Origin of the sequence: Phytopseudomonas flavescens (assembly GCF_900100535.1) — a bacterium.
GTDB classification, from domain to species: domain Bacteria; phylum Pseudomonadota; class Gammaproteobacteria; order Pseudomonadales; family Pseudomonadaceae; genus Aquipseudomonas; species Aquipseudomonas flavescens.
Window position 1 is genome coordinate 125,283 of sequence record NZ_FNDG01000014.1, and the last position, 13,955, is coordinate 139,237.

General features: G+C 66.2%; 15 protein-coding genes. 3 read left to right on the forward strand and 12 right to left on the reverse strand.

The window, feature by feature from the left end; all coding sequences use genetic code 11:
- Positions 1 to 44 precede the first annotated feature (44 nt).
- Genes BLR94_RS17870 through BLR94_RS17880 form a run of 3 tightly spaced genes read right to left on the reverse strand, consistent with a single transcriptional unit; the run spans position 45 to position 1,825 of the window.
- Complete coding sequence (locus BLR94_RS17870) at positions 45 to 728, reverse strand: GNAT family N-acetyltransferase (protein ID WP_084306137.1); 684 nt, start codon at positions 726 to 728, stop codon at positions 45 to 47.
- 15 nt (positions 729 to 743) lie between these two features.
- Positions 744 to 1,181 (reverse strand): GNAT family N-acetyltransferase, encoded by a 438-nt coding sequence (locus BLR94_RS17875; RefSeq protein ID WP_084306139.1) that lies wholly within the window; start codon positions 1,179 to 1,181, stop codon positions 744 to 746.
- Between the two features lie 20 nt (positions 1,182 to 1,201).
- Positions 1,202 to 1,825 carry an FMN-binding negative transcriptional regulator gene (locus BLR94_RS17880; RefSeq protein WP_084306141.1) on the reverse strand — a complete coding sequence of 208 codons (624 nt, stop codon included), beginning with the start codon at positions 1,823 to 1,825 and terminating at the stop codon, positions 1,202 to 1,204.
- A 90-nt stretch (positions 1,826 to 1,915) separates the two neighbouring features.
- On the opposite strand from BLR94_RS17880, the gene pdxR reads away from it, so the two are divergent.
- Positions 1,916 to 3,499, forward strand: coding sequence for a MocR-like pyridoxine biosynthesis transcription factor PdxR (gene pdxR, locus BLR94_RS17885; protein ID WP_084306143.1), 1,584 nt, complete (start codon positions 1,916 to 1,918; stop codon positions 3,497 to 3,499).
- A gap of 142 nt (positions 3,500 to 3,641) precedes the next feature.
- On the forward strand, positions 3,642 to 4,868 hold the full coding sequence (locus BLR94_RS17890; RefSeq protein ID WP_090423738.1) for a PrpF domain-containing protein: 1,227 nt from the start codon (positions 3,642 to 3,644) through the stop codon (positions 4,866 to 4,868).
- 14 nt (positions 4,869 to 4,882) lie between these two features.
- Here the strand turns inward: BLR94_RS17890 and BLR94_RS17895 are convergent, their stop codons facing one another.
- The 6 genes from BLR94_RS17895 to BLR94_RS17920 form a co-directional block, all read right to left on the reverse strand.
- Positions 4,883 to 5,077, reverse strand: a complete 195-nt coding sequence (locus tag BLR94_RS17895; protein ID WP_084306147.1) for a DUF3079 domain-containing protein — start codon at positions 5,075 to 5,077, stop codon at positions 4,883 to 4,885.
- Positions 5,078 to 5,170: 93 nt separating this feature from the next.
- The gene (locus BLR94_RS17900; RefSeq protein ID WP_084306149.1) at positions 5,171 to 6,163 is read right to left on the reverse strand and encodes a lysylphosphatidylglycerol synthase domain-containing protein; all 993 of its coding nucleotides are present in this window, start codon (positions 6,161 to 6,163) and stop codon (positions 5,171 to 5,173) included.
- A complete protein-coding gene (clsB, locus tag BLR94_RS17905) occupies positions 6,160 to 7,392 on the reverse strand; it encodes a cardiolipin synthase ClsB (protein WP_084306151.1) in 1,233 nt (410 codons plus the stop codon). The genes BLR94_RS17900 and clsB overlap by 4 nt, the downstream gene beginning before the upstream one ends.
- Entirely contained in the window at positions 7,389 to 8,168 is a 780-nt protein-coding gene (locus tag BLR94_RS17910) for an endonuclease/exonuclease/phosphatase family protein (protein WP_084306153.1), read from the reverse strand. Before BLR94_RS17910 ends, clsB begins: the two co-directional genes overlap by 4 nt.
- Entirely contained in the window at positions 8,165 to 9,076 is a 912-nt protein-coding gene (locus tag BLR94_RS17915) for a DUF72 domain-containing protein (protein ID WP_084306155.1), read from the reverse strand. The genes BLR94_RS17910 and BLR94_RS17915 overlap by 4 nt, the downstream gene beginning before the upstream one ends.
- Before the next feature lie 98 nt (positions 9,077 to 9,174).
- Positions 9,175 to 9,588 (reverse strand): CBS domain-containing protein, encoded by a 414-nt coding sequence (locus BLR94_RS17920; protein WP_084306157.1) that lies wholly within the window; start codon positions 9,586 to 9,588, stop codon positions 9,175 to 9,177.
- Between the two features lie 567 nt (positions 9,589 to 10,155).
- On the opposite strand from BLR94_RS17920, the gene BLR94_RS17925 reads away from it, so the two are divergent.
- Positions 10,156 to 10,599, forward strand: coding sequence for a GNAT family N-acetyltransferase (locus tag BLR94_RS17925; protein ID WP_084306204.1), 444 nt, complete (start codon positions 10,156 to 10,158; stop codon positions 10,597 to 10,599).
- 9 nt (positions 10,600 to 10,608) lie between these two features.
- Here the strand turns inward: BLR94_RS17925 and BLR94_RS17930 are convergent, their stop codons facing one another.
- From BLR94_RS17930 to BLR94_RS17940, 3 genes are all read right to left on the reverse strand, one after another.
- Positions 10,609 to 11,682, reverse strand: a complete 1,074-nt coding sequence (locus BLR94_RS17930; RefSeq protein ID WP_084306159.1) for a 2,3-butanediol dehydrogenase — start codon at positions 11,680 to 11,682, stop codon at positions 10,609 to 10,611.
- Between the two features lie 100 nt (positions 11,683 to 11,782).
- Positions 11,783 to 12,898, reverse strand: a complete 1,116-nt coding sequence (locus BLR94_RS17935) for an acetoin dehydrogenase dihydrolipoyllysine-residue acetyltransferase subunit (protein ID WP_084306161.1) — start codon at positions 12,896 to 12,898, stop codon at positions 11,783 to 11,785.
- On the reverse strand, positions 12,895 to 13,914 hold the full coding sequence (locus BLR94_RS17940) for an alpha-ketoacid dehydrogenase subunit beta (protein ID WP_084306163.1): 1,020 nt from the start codon (positions 13,912 to 13,914) through the stop codon (positions 12,895 to 12,897). The genes BLR94_RS17935 and BLR94_RS17940 overlap by 4 nt, the downstream gene beginning before the upstream one ends.
- Between the last annotated feature and the right edge of the window lie 41 nt (positions 13,915 to 13,955).

The following is a 13,955-nucleotide window of genomic DNA, read 5'->3' on the forward strand; positions in this document are numbered from 1 at the left end:
CGTGTTTTTCCGCGCTGGCTGCAATCGCCTCGAGGTTGCCGTGCTTACCGGGTGCGCAGGGCTTCCAGGCGCTGCCGCTGCTGGCCCTGCCCATCGAAATTGTCGGGCGACAGCCAACGCTGCAGGGCGTCGCGGCATCCTGGCCATTCGCTGTCGATGATCGAGAACCAGGCGGTATCGCGGTTCTGTCCCTTGATCACCGCGTGCTGGCGAAACAACCCCTCGTGAACGAAACCCAGGCGTTCGGCGGCGCGCAGCGAGCGGGCGTTGCGTGCATTGCATTTCCACTCCAGGCGCCGATTGCCGAGCCCGTCCATCGCCAGGCTCATCAGTAGCCAGATCGCTTCCGTGGACGCCGGAGAACGCTGCATGGCGTGGCCAAAGGCGATATGGCCGATTTCGATACAGCCGTCGGCTGGCGCGATACGCAGCAAGGACAGCAGCCCGACGGCGCGTCCGCTGGCCTTGTCGATCACGGTGAAGAACAGCGGGTCGCTAGTGGGCTGTCTGCTCCGCAGCCAGGCATCGAACCCGGTGCGCTCGACGAACGGACCATAGGGCAGGTAATCCCACAAGGCAGGGTCGCTGTCCACACCTTGCAAGGCCTGCCAGAGATCATCGCCATGCGCTGCTGCATCCAGCGGTTCCAGGCACACGTAGCGGCCGTCGATGGCGCTGCGAGGTGGCGGCGAAACGGGTGTCCAGTCGAGCAGGGTGTCGTCGGTCATGGTCTGGTTTCCTGATTACAACTGCTTGCGGTATTGCACGAAGCCGGAGCGCTCGGCGATGTGATCGTAGAGCTGCATGGCGGTGCTGTTGCTTTCATGGGTCAGCCAGTGCACCCGCGAGGCGCCAGCCAGCTTGGCATGAGCGTAAACATGTTCGATCAGCCCGCGCCCGGCGCCGCTGCCGCGAACGCTTTCGTCGACGAACAGGTCCTGCAGGTAGCAGTAGTCGCCGGTCGTCCAGCAGGAGCGGTGGAAGATCCAGTGCACCAGACCTATGGCACGCCCGTCGTGCCAGGCGAGGGCCGCATGCATCGGCTCGTCGTCAGCGAGAAAGCGTTGCCAGGTCAGGGCTGTGGTGGCCTCGGGCATCTGCTGCCTGTAGAAGCGCAGATAGCCTTGCCAGAGTGGCGACCAGGCAGCCTGATCGTCAGCGGTGATTGCGCGTATTTCCATGATCCAGGTCTCTTCGATGATTAGTCATTCATGCGCTGTGCCAGGGCGCGGTCGCGGGGATCAGCGCTGGCACTGAGGCCGTCATGCACGCCCTGGCGATCCGCTTCGCTGCGGTTCTGGCCGAGCTTCCATTTGCCTTCCAGGCGCTCGATGGGCAGGGCGAAGCCGACGATGGCGCGCAGCATGCCGGCGATGTAATCCTGGGGGGCATCGTTCAGTGCCCAGGGTTGCGGGCGTGGGTTCTCGTGACGGGCGGTGAGTTCGTCGAGCAGGCTCAACAGGCGCTCGCTGTCATCGAAAATCGCAGCCTGGCCGTAGGCATGCACTGCGGTGTAATTCCAGGTTGGCACCACCTTGCCGTGCTCGGCCTTGGCCGGGTACCAGGACGGGCTGATATAGGCATCGGCGCTGTTGAAAATCACCAGCGCTTCACCACCTCCCAGCACCCGCCAGTGCGGATTGGCCCGTGCCAGGTGGCCGTACAGCGTACCGTGTGGGCCTTCTTCGGGGCGCAGCAGCAAGGGCAGATGGCTGGCTTGCAGGCCGTTCTCGCCATGGCTGATCAGGGTAGCTAGGCGGCAGTCGGCAATCTCCCGGTGCAGGGCGGCGAGGTCGTTCTGGCGGAAAGCGGAGGGTACGTACATGGGGCATTCCCGTAGATGGACGGACTAATGCTAGAACCGCTATTGGTCTGTTGTAAGATCCATTTTCAGTGACTTTCGTGGGGCCAATCCATGGCGTATTCAGCACCTTTGCCGGTGGATCTGTCCGGCCTGCATCTGCAGCCTGGCAAGGGCTTGTCTCGCCAGCTCTACCAAGCCCTGCGCGAACGCGTGCTCGATGGCCGCCTGCCTGGCGGCACGCGGCTGCCTGCCAGCCGGCAGTTGGCCGAGCGCCTGGGCGTATCCCGCAATACGGTGAACCGCGCGCTGGATCAGCTCTATGCCGAAGGCTACGTGCAGGGTCGGGTAGGCGATGGCACCTATGTAGCCGCCATTGCCGCAGTGGCGGAGCCGCCAGTTTGTGAAACGCCGGGGACGACCAGCAGCGCCATGCTGCAACGGCTCGAGGAGTACCACCTGCCGGCGCCATTGCCCGGCGCACCGCGGGCTTTTCGGGTTGGCGTGCCGGCTTTCGATCTGTTTCCGTTCGAGACCTGGGCGCGGCTGTCGGCGCGTTTCTGGCGCAGGCCGTCACCGGCACGGCTGGGCTATGGTGATCCGGCGGGTGACCCGCAACTGCGCGAACTGATCGCCGCCTACCTGCGCAGCAGTCGGGGCCTGCAGTGCGATCCGGCGCAGATCATCGTCACCTGCGGGGCACAGCAGGCGATCAGCCTGTGCGCGCAATTACTGGTCGAGCCGGGTGACCCGGTGGCCGTGGAAGATCCGGGGTACCGTGCCGCCGGCCATGCCTTCAGCGTTGCCGGTGCGCGCCTGCTGGGCATCGGCGTCGATGGCGACGGCCTGGATGTCGCAGCGCTGGAGCGGGCAGGGGCGTGCCGGCTGGCCTATGTCACGCCTTCGCACCAGTATCCGACCGGGGTGACGCTGTCGCTGCCCAGGCGCCTGGCGCTGCTCGACTGGGCCGAGCGCAACGATGCCTGGATCATCGAGGACGACTACGACGGCGAGTACCGTTACAGCGGCACGCCCCTGGCGCCGTTGGCCGCACTGGATCGTGGGCAGCGTGTGCTCTATGTCGGCACCTTCTGCAAGATCGCCTTTCCGGCGCTGCGGCTTGGCTATCTGGTGCTGCCACCGCGCCTGGCCACTGCCTTCGCCCGGCGTCGCGCGGTGGATATGCGTCATTCCGAAATCGGCACCCAGGCGGTGATGGCCGAGTTCATCGCTGCCGGGCATTTTCAGCGGCATATCCGCCGCATGCGCAACGCAGCCCGCGCTCGCCGTGACGCGTTGCTTGCAGGCTGGCCGCAACGTCTGCCGGGTTGCGCGCCATTGCCCGAGGTGCACGCTGGTCTGCACGTGAGCGTGCGCTGCGAGAGCCTCGCGCGGGAGCGGGAACTGGTCACCGGAGCGGCCGCCGTCGGCGTCGAGATCGCTTCGCTCAGCGGCTATTGGCTGCCCGGCGGTAATACGCCGCTGGATCAGCGTGCCGGCCTGGTGCTCGGTTTCGCGGCAGTGCCGGAGAAGGACATCGACGAGGCGTTGCAGGCCTTGCAGGGTGTGTGGAGCCTTTCCACGCGTGGCACAGCCCACGATCTTCACATCGACCCGCCCATTCACGCCGAGACTGACTGGCGAACGACCGCTACGCCGTCCACGCGCACGTTGGCCGGACACCGCGACGAGGGATGACGGAGCGGCCGCAACCGATGAAATTGCCGGCGTAAGCGGACATTCGATTTGCTGGGTTTAACGATGGCTCCTATTGGCCAGCCAAGCAAAGACCGCGAGCAGGTTTTAAGATGGGCGCCCACCCAGCATGAGGACATGCCCGATGCGGATAGTGCAGCTTGCCGAATTCCAGCCCCGCCTGCGTGGCGGCTTGCTCGAGTTTCCGGTGCACCATGTGCGTGGTGGGACGTCCACCGGGCTGGTGATCTGGGAGCCGTTCGCGCCTGCCGATCCGGCGCTGCGCGAAGAGCTGCTGCGCCACCTGATGGGCGTGCCGCTGAGTGGTTCGCAGCCTGGCAACCGGCAGATCACCGGCCTTGGGCGCGGCACCCCGACCAGCAACAAGGTGTTTTTCGTCGACTGGGAAGCGGCCGGCGATGGCCAGCGACTGGTCAGTACCCTGGCGCAACTCGCCGGTGATCACGCGGCCATCGACTGGAGCGTGAATTGCGGCAACCTGTCCAGCGCCTTGCCACTCTGGGCGCTGGATGTCGGCCTGGTCACGGTCGCGCCGGGCGAAAGCCGCGACATCGGCATTCGCAACAGCAATACCGGGGTGATCAGCACCGGGCGTATCGGGCGTACTGCCGTAGGCGCGCTGGTCTGCGCGTCGATCCCCGGTGTCAGCGGCGAGTTTCCGTCTGTCGATCTGTTTCTGCATGACCCCGTGGGCGCCAAGACCGGGCAGTTGCTGCCGACCGGTCATGCGGTCGAACGGATCGACGGGCGTGCGGTGTCCTGTGTCGATGTGGCGGTGCCGATGGTCATCGCCCTGGCCAGCGATTTCGGCAAGACCGCCCATGAGCCCCTCGCCGACTTGCACGACGACCAGGCCTTCATGGCCGACTTGCGCCGCCTGTGGGTGGCGGCCGGTCTGCGCATGGGGCTGCGCCGCCGCGATGGTGAGCTGATGACGGCAGACGAGCTGGCGCGCAGCGAAACCCAGCCCAAGGTCTGCATCGTCGGCCCACCCGGGGGGGAGGGTAATCTTTCGGTGCGCTATTTCACCCCCCAGACGCTGCATGCTTCGATGGCGGTGTCCGGTGGCTGCTGCCTGGCTGCCGCCGCATTGATTCCGGGCTCGGTGGCCTGGCAGGTGGCCGCGGGCCTTGCCGCGCCTTCGGGCGAGTTCGCCGATATCGAGGTGGCCATCGAGAACCCGGCGGGCGTTCTCGCCACCACGGTGGTGGCGCGTGAACACGACGGCAGGCTGCAGGTGCGCAGCGCGGCGTATCGACGCAACGCACAGGTATTGCTGCGCGGGCATGTTCCGCTGTATCGGGCATCGCCAGCGCTGGTTGCGGCGCTGTTACCTCTAACGCAGCGTTAGACCTCGCGCTGCTTTCATTTCTGCTGCGCGTTGGGCGGCTCGATACCCCAGTCGCCATGGAGGTACCAGTCGTCACCGAGCATCTCGATGGGATGCTGGGTGCGGCCTGCACCGTTGCCACACTCCAGGTCGTCGGCACCACAATAGCGGTCGCACCCCCAGCAGACGCGCTCGGGGTTCTTCGGATGCAGGGGGAACTTCTTGGCCATGTCGCGCACTCCTGTGAGTCTCGAACTCAAGCTAGCGCGTCTGGCTTCGCGGCCCTTGACCTGGGTCAGCAGGGCCGCTGTCGATGCTGACCCTCAGGCCGGGTCGGTCGCTTCGCTGGACGCTTCCTGATTGCTGTTCTGGCGCAGCTTCTTGGCGCGTTTTTCCAGCACCAGATACACCACGCAGGCGACGGCCAGCGGCAACAGGAAGTAGATCGCCCGGTAGCCGATCAGCGCGGCGACGATGCTGCCCTTGGACATTTCGTGCTGCAGCAGGGCGATGAACACCGCCTCGATGACGCCCAGCCCGGCCGGGATATGGGTGATCACCCCGGCGATACTGCTGATCATCAGAATGCCGAGAATCATCGGGTAGAAGGCTTCTTGCGGCAGCAGCAGGTAGATGATCAGCGCCATCAGCGACCAGTTCAGTGCACCCAGGCCCGCCTGCAGCAGCGCCATCGGCAGCGCAGGGAGTGTCAGTTCATGGCCACGCACCTTCCAGGTCCGGCGTTTGGAGAACTGGCAGGCGAGCAGGTAGCCGATGCCCACCGCCAGCAACGCCAGGCCGATGATGCGCAGGCCCGTGGCGCCGATGGCCCAGCCTTCCGGCAGCTTGAGCAGGCCGAAGGTGAAGATCACGCCTGCCAGCAGGATGTAACCCAGCCAGTTGGTGATCAGGCTCATGCTCAATACGCGGGTGATGGTCGAGACCTTGAGGCCGAGGCGCGAATACAGGCGATAGCGCAAGGCCACGCCGCCCACCCAGGAGCTCAGGTTGAGGGTGAAGGCGTAGCAGACGAAGGTCAGCGGCAGGATCTGCCGCGCCGGCAACTTGTGGCCGGTGTAGGCGCGGCCGATCAGGTCGAAGCTCGAGTACACGGCGTAGCTCAGCGCCGAGACGCCGATAGCAGCCAGCAGAATGCCGCTGCTGTAACCGCGCAAGGCCTGGCTGACTTCCTGCCAGTCGAGGTTCTTGACGAGCATGAACAGCAGCACCGGCACCAGGATGAAAAAGCACAGGGTCAGCAGGCGCTTGGCCCAGCGCCATACCGGTTTGCCTTGCTTGTCGTCGGGCTCGCTCACGAGACGTTCTCCTGGTCGATCTGCAGGGTGCTGCACTGTGGCGCCTCGACTTTCGGTTGCAACAGCTTGAGCCGCGGCGAGTGGGCCGGGAACCAGCCGGCGATGGCCGGAAAGTGGCGCAGGAAGTGGAAGCACATGAAGATCAGCGGCGCGCGCCACCAGTAGCCGCGCATCACCCGCTTGAGCGGCACCGATTTGCAGCTCGAGGTGGCCAGTTCCATCAGGTGCTCGTACAGCCGGCGGTTGAGGGCCGGGTCACGAACGATCACGTTGGCTTCCAGGTTCAGCGACAGGCTCAGGGGGTCCAGATTGCTGGAGCCCACGGTCGACCATTCGTGGTCGGCCAGCGCCACCTTGCCGTGCAGCGGGCGCTGGCAGTATTCGTAGATGGTCACGCCGTCGCGCAGCAGGTAGTTGTAGGTCAGCCGCGAACACAACCGCACCAGCGGCATGTCCGGTTGGCCCTGAAGGATCAGGGTGACCTTGACCCCACGCCGCGCCGCGTTGCGCAATTCGCGCAGCAGGCGGTAGCCCGGGAAGAAATAGGCGTTGGCCACCACCAGGCGCTGCTGGGCCTTGCGGATGGCGTCCAGGTAGTGCTGTTCGATGGTCGTGGTGTCGTCGCCGTTGTCCCGTATGGTCATCAGCACCCGGCTGTTGCCGGCGTGGCGATGCTGGGTCGGCTGGTTGCTGCGGCGCAGGGCCACCTCACGCTTGTCCCGCGCCTCGAGCAGGCGCTCGCTGGCGGCGTGCAGGTCGGCGACGATGGGGCCGCGCACGCGTACCGCGTAGTCCTGCTTGGCCATCGGCCCGTAGTCATCGAGGTGATCGGCGCCGAAGTTGATGCCGCCGATGTAGGCGATTTCGCTGTCGATCACCACGATCTTGCGGTGCAGGCGGCGGAACAGGTTGGTGCGCATGCCCATCAGGCGCTTGCCCGGGTCGAACATGTGCACGCGCACGCCGGCGGCGACCAGGGCCGCGACGTATTCTTTCGACAGGTCGGCGGTACCGTAGCCGTCCACGGTTATCTCCACACGAGCACCGTTGGTGGCGGCGGCGATCAACGCTTCCTGCAGCTCCATGCCGACCTTGTCTTCGAAAATGATGAAGGTTTCCAGCAGCACCTCGCGCTGGGCGTTGCGGATGCTGTCGAACACGGCAGGGAAGAAATCCTCGCCGTTGATCAGCAAATCGACCTGGTTGCCATCACGCCAGTCGTACTTCATAGCCGTATCTCCACAGCCAAGGGTGCATGATCCGACAGGTGCGACCAGGGCCGGGTCGACAGCACCTGCGGGTTGTGAGTCGTCGCGTTACGCACATAGATGCGATCCAGGCACAGCAGTGGCCAGCGTGCCGGGAAGCTCCTCGCCGGCGCGCCATGCTCGCTGACGAAGGCTTCCTTCAGGCCGCTGGCGGCCAGCAGCCCATCGGCGCGTTTGCGCCAGTCGTTGAAATCCCCCGCGACGATCACCGGTGCGTCGGCAGGCAGCCGGTCGAGCACCTTGCAGAGCAGGCCGAGCTGCTGCTTGCGGTGAGTCTCCCGCAGCCCGAGGTGTACGCAGATGGCATGCACCTCGGCGTGGCCCGGCACGTCGAGCACCGAGTGCAGCAGGCCGCGCTGTTCCTGGGTGCCGATGGAAATATCCAGGTTCTCGTGGCGCAGGATGGGGAATTTCGAGAGCAGCGCGTTGCCGTGGTCGCCATGTGGGTACACGGCGTTCCGCCCATAGGCGAACTGTGGCCACATGCTGTCGGCCAGGAACTCGTACTGCGGCGTCGGTGGCCAGTCCTGATAGCGCTTGGCGTGGTGCTCGTGGGTGCCGTGAACTTCCTGCAGGAACACCATGTCCGCCGACAACGTGCGCACCGCGTCGCGCAGCTCCGGCAGGATGAAACGCCGGTTCAGGGCGGTGAACCCCTTGTGGGTGTTGACCGTGAGAATCTTCAGCGTGTGTACCGCAGTGGCCAGTTCGGTGGGCGCCGGCTGGTGGGTGCTCATGGGGTAACTCCTGGCGACCGGCCAGGGGCATTGGGCAGCTCCTCGGCCAGGTCGAACTTCTGTAAGAGCGAGTAGGCATCGTAGGGCGCGCGGACCTTAAGGTCGTTGTCGAAGTAGCAGTAGACCTCGCGCGAGGCCCTGGCCCGCAGCTTGTGGGCATCGATCAACTGCGCATCGCCGGGCTGGTTGCCGCGACTCCAGGTGGCGATGCGCCGATGCCAGCGGGCCAGCGCCGGTTCGTCGTAGCCGCTGGCATAGAGCCTCTTGTTGCCGTGCAGGCGCAGGTAGACGAAGTCGCTGGTCAGGTCTTCGGCATAGGGCCATTTGCCGCCGCTGTCGGCGAACACCAGGGCCACCTCGTGCTTGCGCAGCAGAGTGATGAAGGCCGGGTCGCGAAAACTGTCATGGCGGACTTCCACGGCATGTCGCAGACGCTGGTGGTGGGGCACGTCGAGGCTACCTTCGCTGTGGCGATCCGCCTTACGGGCACAACGCAGCGCCTGTTCGGTGTCACTGGGCAGCAAGGCGAGAAAATCGGCAAAGCGCTGCCCATCGAAGGCCATGCTCGGCGGGAATTGCCAGAGGAACGCGCCGAGCCTGTCGCCCAGGTGCAGCGGGCCTGAGGCGAAGAAATTGGCGATGGGTACGGCCACTTCGTTCAGGCGGCGCACATGGGTGATATAGCGCGGCGCCTTGACCGAAAAACGAAAGCCCCTGGGTGTTTCGCTGGCCCAGCCGGCGTAGCGTTGCGGCGTCTGCAAGGCGTAGAACGAACCGTTGATTTCGATGCTGTTGACAGCGCGGGAGGCGAACTCCAGCTCCCTCTTCTGACGCAGGCCAGGGGGATAGAACTCACCCCGCCACGGTGCGTAGCGCCAGCCGGAAATACCGATATGGATACGCTTCACGGCGATTCACCGCAGCACGATGCGCCGGGCACAATGCCGTGCACGCAGGCCGCTGCCCACGCAACCGGGCGCCTTCGCGTGGCTGTAGCCGGCACGATTCAGTGCGCCCCGGTGACACTGCGCAGCAATGCTGCATTGCTTTCATCGTCATCCTCCTGGGCGATATTGCCCAGGGAGACCACCCCGACCAGGCGCTTGTCGCGGCTCAGTACCGGCAGGCGACGCACCTGGTTCTCGGCCATGCTGCGCGCCACCTGGCGGACGTCCTCGTCCTCGAAGCAGGTGTGGATGTCACCGCTCATGATTTCGCTGACCGGGGTCTCGCCGGGCAGGCCGGTGGCGACGGCGCGAATGGTGATGTCGCGGTCGGTGATCATGCCGACCAGCCGATCATCCTGATTGACCAGCAGGGCGCCGCAGTCGATGCGCGCCATCATCGCCGCCGCTTCGTGAATGGTCTGGCCCGGCGTGATGGTCTGTACGCCGCGGGTCATGATATCGCTGGCTTTCATGGGGTTCTCCGCTCGCTGGTCGAGGTGTTCCGGCAGGCGCCAAGGCCGCTCCAGGCAGCCTGCTGCTTGCCGGTACCGATTGAAATGCGACTGAAGCAGCACGAGCGCGGTTCAAGGTTTTCGCCCAGTGGCATGGGTTGGCGCTGGCTGTCGAGCCGCGCCCGTGCAGTGTCCCCCTGTGTCTATCCCGCCGCATATGCGCATGCATGATGGTGGAGAGCACGCCCGAAGGGCGGGTTGTTCAGCGCGCAGCGCATCGCCGCTTCCAGTCGGAAAAACCGGGAATCAGTCGTAGGCGCCGGGCAGGTCGAGGAAGTCCTCGAGGGTGGCGTGGTCCTGTGCGTCGTTGAACTGGTTGAGTACGTCGAACGGGTTGTCCAGCAGGATCAGCCGCGGCGCGGCGGGCGCCGGCCTGGCGAGCCGCGCGGGGCAGGGGGCATCCGCAGCAAATGTCGATCCCGGCGTCTCGGTTTTTCAACGGCCTGCTAACCGAGACGCCGCCCTCGACGGTGACAAGCCCGGCATGGGTGCGCATCATCCATGGCCCCGCCGGTGAGAGGCCTGACCATGCACACCCCCGAAATCGCCCACGACACCGACCTGCCACGCTTGCTGGCGGTCTGGGAGGACGCCGTGCGCGCCACCCACGACTTTCTCGACGAAAGCGATATCCAGGTGCTCAAGCCATTGCTGCGCGACCACTACCTGCGCCCCCTGGAGCTGCACGTGGTGCGCGACGCCCAGGGCACGGCGAGTGGCTTCTGCGGCTGCCGCGAAGACCGGGTGGAGATGCTCTTCGTCGCGCCCGAAGCCCACGGCCAAGGCATCGGCAGCACCCTGCTGCGCCATGCCGTCGTGCGCGGCGCCAGGGCCGTCGATGTCAACGAGCAGAACCCCAGGGCGTTGGGGTTCTACCTGGGACAGGGCTTCGAAGTGGTCGGCCGCTCGCCCCGCGACGGCGGCGGACGGCCCTTCCCGATCCTTCACCTGCGCCTGCGCGAGGGCGGTTGAGGCGGATGCTCAGGCGGCGACGTCGATGAGGATCTTCAGGTGCATGCCAGCCTTGTCCAGCAGCGCCTCGAAGCCCTCGGCGACCACGTCCTGGAGCTTGATCCGCTTGGTGATCACCTTCTCCGCCGGCAGGATGCCGCTGGCGATCAGGTTGGCGACCTTCGGCCACATCAGCGTCGAGTAGCACCAGGAGCCCCGGATGTCGATGTCCTTGTAGGTCACGGTGAACCCGTCGATGGCCGGGTGGGCACCCTGCATGCCCACCTGCACCACCACGCCCTGCCGGCGCACGGCGGCGATGCATTGGCCCAGCGTGGCCTCGACCCCGACGCACTCCAGGGCCACATCGACGCCGACATGCCCCTCGGTCTGCTCGCGGATCGCCTCGATCACGTCGACGTCGCGCGGGTTGAGGGTGATGACGTCGCCGAGCATGGCTCGGGCCATGCGCAGGCGGTTGTCGTTGAGGTCGCTGAGGAAGATCTGCGTGGCGCCGGCGGCGCGGGCAGCGAGCACCTGCAACTGGCCGATGGGCCCGGCGCCGGCCACCAGCACGCTGTCGCCGGGCTTGATGCCGCCGCGCTGTGCGGCGTAGACGGCCACCGCGGTGGGTTCGATCAGCGCCGCCTGTTCCAGGCTCAGCTCATCGGGGATGGGGATCGCGTTGTAGTCCTCGACCACCGAGTACTCGGCCATCCCGCCCCAGGGGTGGGACAGGCCGACGATGCCCAGTTGTTCGCTGAGCTGGAACTGGCCGCGTCGGCCGTAATAGTCGTCGCGGGGCGAAACCATGGGCTGGATGGAAACCCGGTCGCCCGGTTTCACCGACGTGACCTGCTTGCCGACCGCCTGCACCACGCCGCCGTACTCGTGGCCGAGTATCTGCGGCACCCGCCCGCCGGTGTAGGTGTGCGCCTCGGTGGGGATGAAGATCGGCCCGGACACGTACTCATGGAGGTCGGTGCCGCAGATGCCGCACAAGCCGTTCTTTACCAGCACCTGGCCGGGGGCCAGGTCATCGGAGGGCTCGGCGACCTGTTCGACGCGAATGTCCCGGGCTGCATGGAAACGGGCGACGTGCATGGGGGTTCTCCTGCTTGACTGAAACGTGAAAAAGAGCCCGCCGCGAGCGGCGGGGCGTCCTGCCTGGAAGGATAGACCGCCTGGCAGGCAGGCTCCTTGGCTAGAGGGTCGCGAGGAACTCGTCGATCAGCCGGTTGACCCGGTCGGCGGCCTCCATCTGCACCATGTGGCCCTGGCCGTCGAGGAGTTCGACCCGTACCCGTTCGGGCAAGCCATGGGCGTGCTGCGCCGGGATGATGGCGTCGTCGCGCCCCCAGATCACCAGGGCCGGCACCGCGCCTTCCAGCACCCCGCGCAGTTGCTCGCGCTGCCGGCCTTCGCCGAACAGCGTGGCGCAGAGGCGCCGCAGCGCTTCGTCGACCCCCTCCAGGCGCTTGTACTTGAGCAGATCCTCCAGCAGTTGCCGGGTCACCAGGGCGGGGTCGGAAAACAGCTGGCTGACCGGCCCCTTGAGCTGGTTGCGGCTGGTGGCGGCGACGAAACCTTCGAGGTAGTCACCGTTGATCGCCTCGCCGAGTCCGGCGCTGCCGATCAGGGTCAACGAAGCCGCGCGCTGCGGCGCCCGCCGGGCCAGGGCCAGGGCCACCGCGCCGCCCATTGAATGGCCGGCCAGGTGTGCGGTGTCGATGTCGAGGTGGTCGAGCAGGGCCAGCACCGCACCGCTCAGTTCGTCCAGGTCGGCGCTGACCAGCGCCTTGCTCGACTCGCCGTGGCCCGGCAGGTCAAGGGCGATCACCCGGCGTTGCCCGGCCAGGGCCTCGTGGTTGAACAACCAGTTGTTGAGGTCGCCGGAAAACCCATGGATCAGCACCAGGGGCGTGCCCCCCTCGCCGCGCTCCAGGTAACGGATGGCGTGTTCGCCCAGCGCCACCTTGCGGGTCTGCGGGCCGGCCTCCTGGTCGTCAGCGTCGCCGGGGACGAACTCGGCCTGGAATTTCTCCACCAGCGCGTCGATCTCGGCCTCGCTGGCCTCGCCGTCCACCACCACGGCGAGCAGCGCGCCGACGGCCAGGGTCTCGTCCTCCCGGGCGATCCGCCGGCGCAGGGTGCCGGAGAACGGCGACTCGACGCTGCTGCTGATCTTGTCGGTCTCCACGTCGAGCACGTCGTCGCCCTTGGCGATGCTGTCGCCATCCTCCTTCAGCCAGGCGTTGACCCGGCCCTCGGTCATGGACAGGCCCCATTTGGGCATGGTCAGCATATGGATAGGGTTCATGCGGCCTTCCTCCCCTGGGCGATCTTCAGTACGGCCCTCTCGATCTTCGCCGCATCCGGGATATAGAGATCCTCCAGAGCGTCGGAGAACGGTACCGGCGTGTGCGGCGCGGTGACGCGCTGCACCGGCGCCTTGAGGTGCTCGAAGGCTTTCTCGACGATCAGCGCAGCGATGTCGGTGGCCAGGGAGCAACGCGGGTTGGCTTCGTCGATGACCACCGCGCGGCCGGTCTTCTCCACGGTTTCCAGGATGCTGTCCTCGTCCATGGGGCTGGTGGTGCGCAGGTCGAGCACCTCGCAATCGATGCCCTGCTTGTGCAGCCGCGCGGCGGCTTCCATGGCCACGTGCACCATGCGTCCGTAGGTGATCAGGCTGACATCGTCGCCGTCGCGCAGGAAATTGGCCTCGCCGAAGGGAATGCCGTAGGACTCCTCCGGTACATCGCCCTGCATGGAGTAGAGCAGCTTGTGCTCGCAGAAGATCACCGGGTCGTTGTCGCGGATCGCCTGGATCAGCAAGCCCTTGGCGTCGTAGGGCGAGGACGGGCAGACCACCTTGAGGCCGGGAATGTGCGTCCACAGCGCCGTGAGCATCTGCGAATGCTGGGCGGCCGCGCGCAGGCCGGCGCCGACCATGGTGCGCAAGGTCAGCGGCGTGACCGCCTTGCCACCGAACATGTAGCGGAATTTCGCCGCCTGGTTGAGGACCTGATCCAGGCAGCAACCGGCGAAGTCGACGAACATCAGTTCGCACACCGGGCGCATGCCGCTGGCCGCCGCGCCCACGGCGGCGCCGACGTAGCCGAGCTCCGACAGCGGCGTGTCCAGCACGCGGCCGGGGAACTTGCCGTGCAACCCTTTGGTGACGCCGAGCACACCGCCCCAGGCGTCTTCCTCGCCGGGCGCGCCGGCGCCGCCGGCATTGTCCTCGCCCATGACGAACACGGTCGGGTCGCGGCGCATTTCCTGTTCCAGGGCTTCGTTGATGGCTTGCTGGTAGCTGATCTTGCGGGCCATTATCGGGCTTCCTCGTGTTGTTCTTGTTGTCGGGTGGGGGC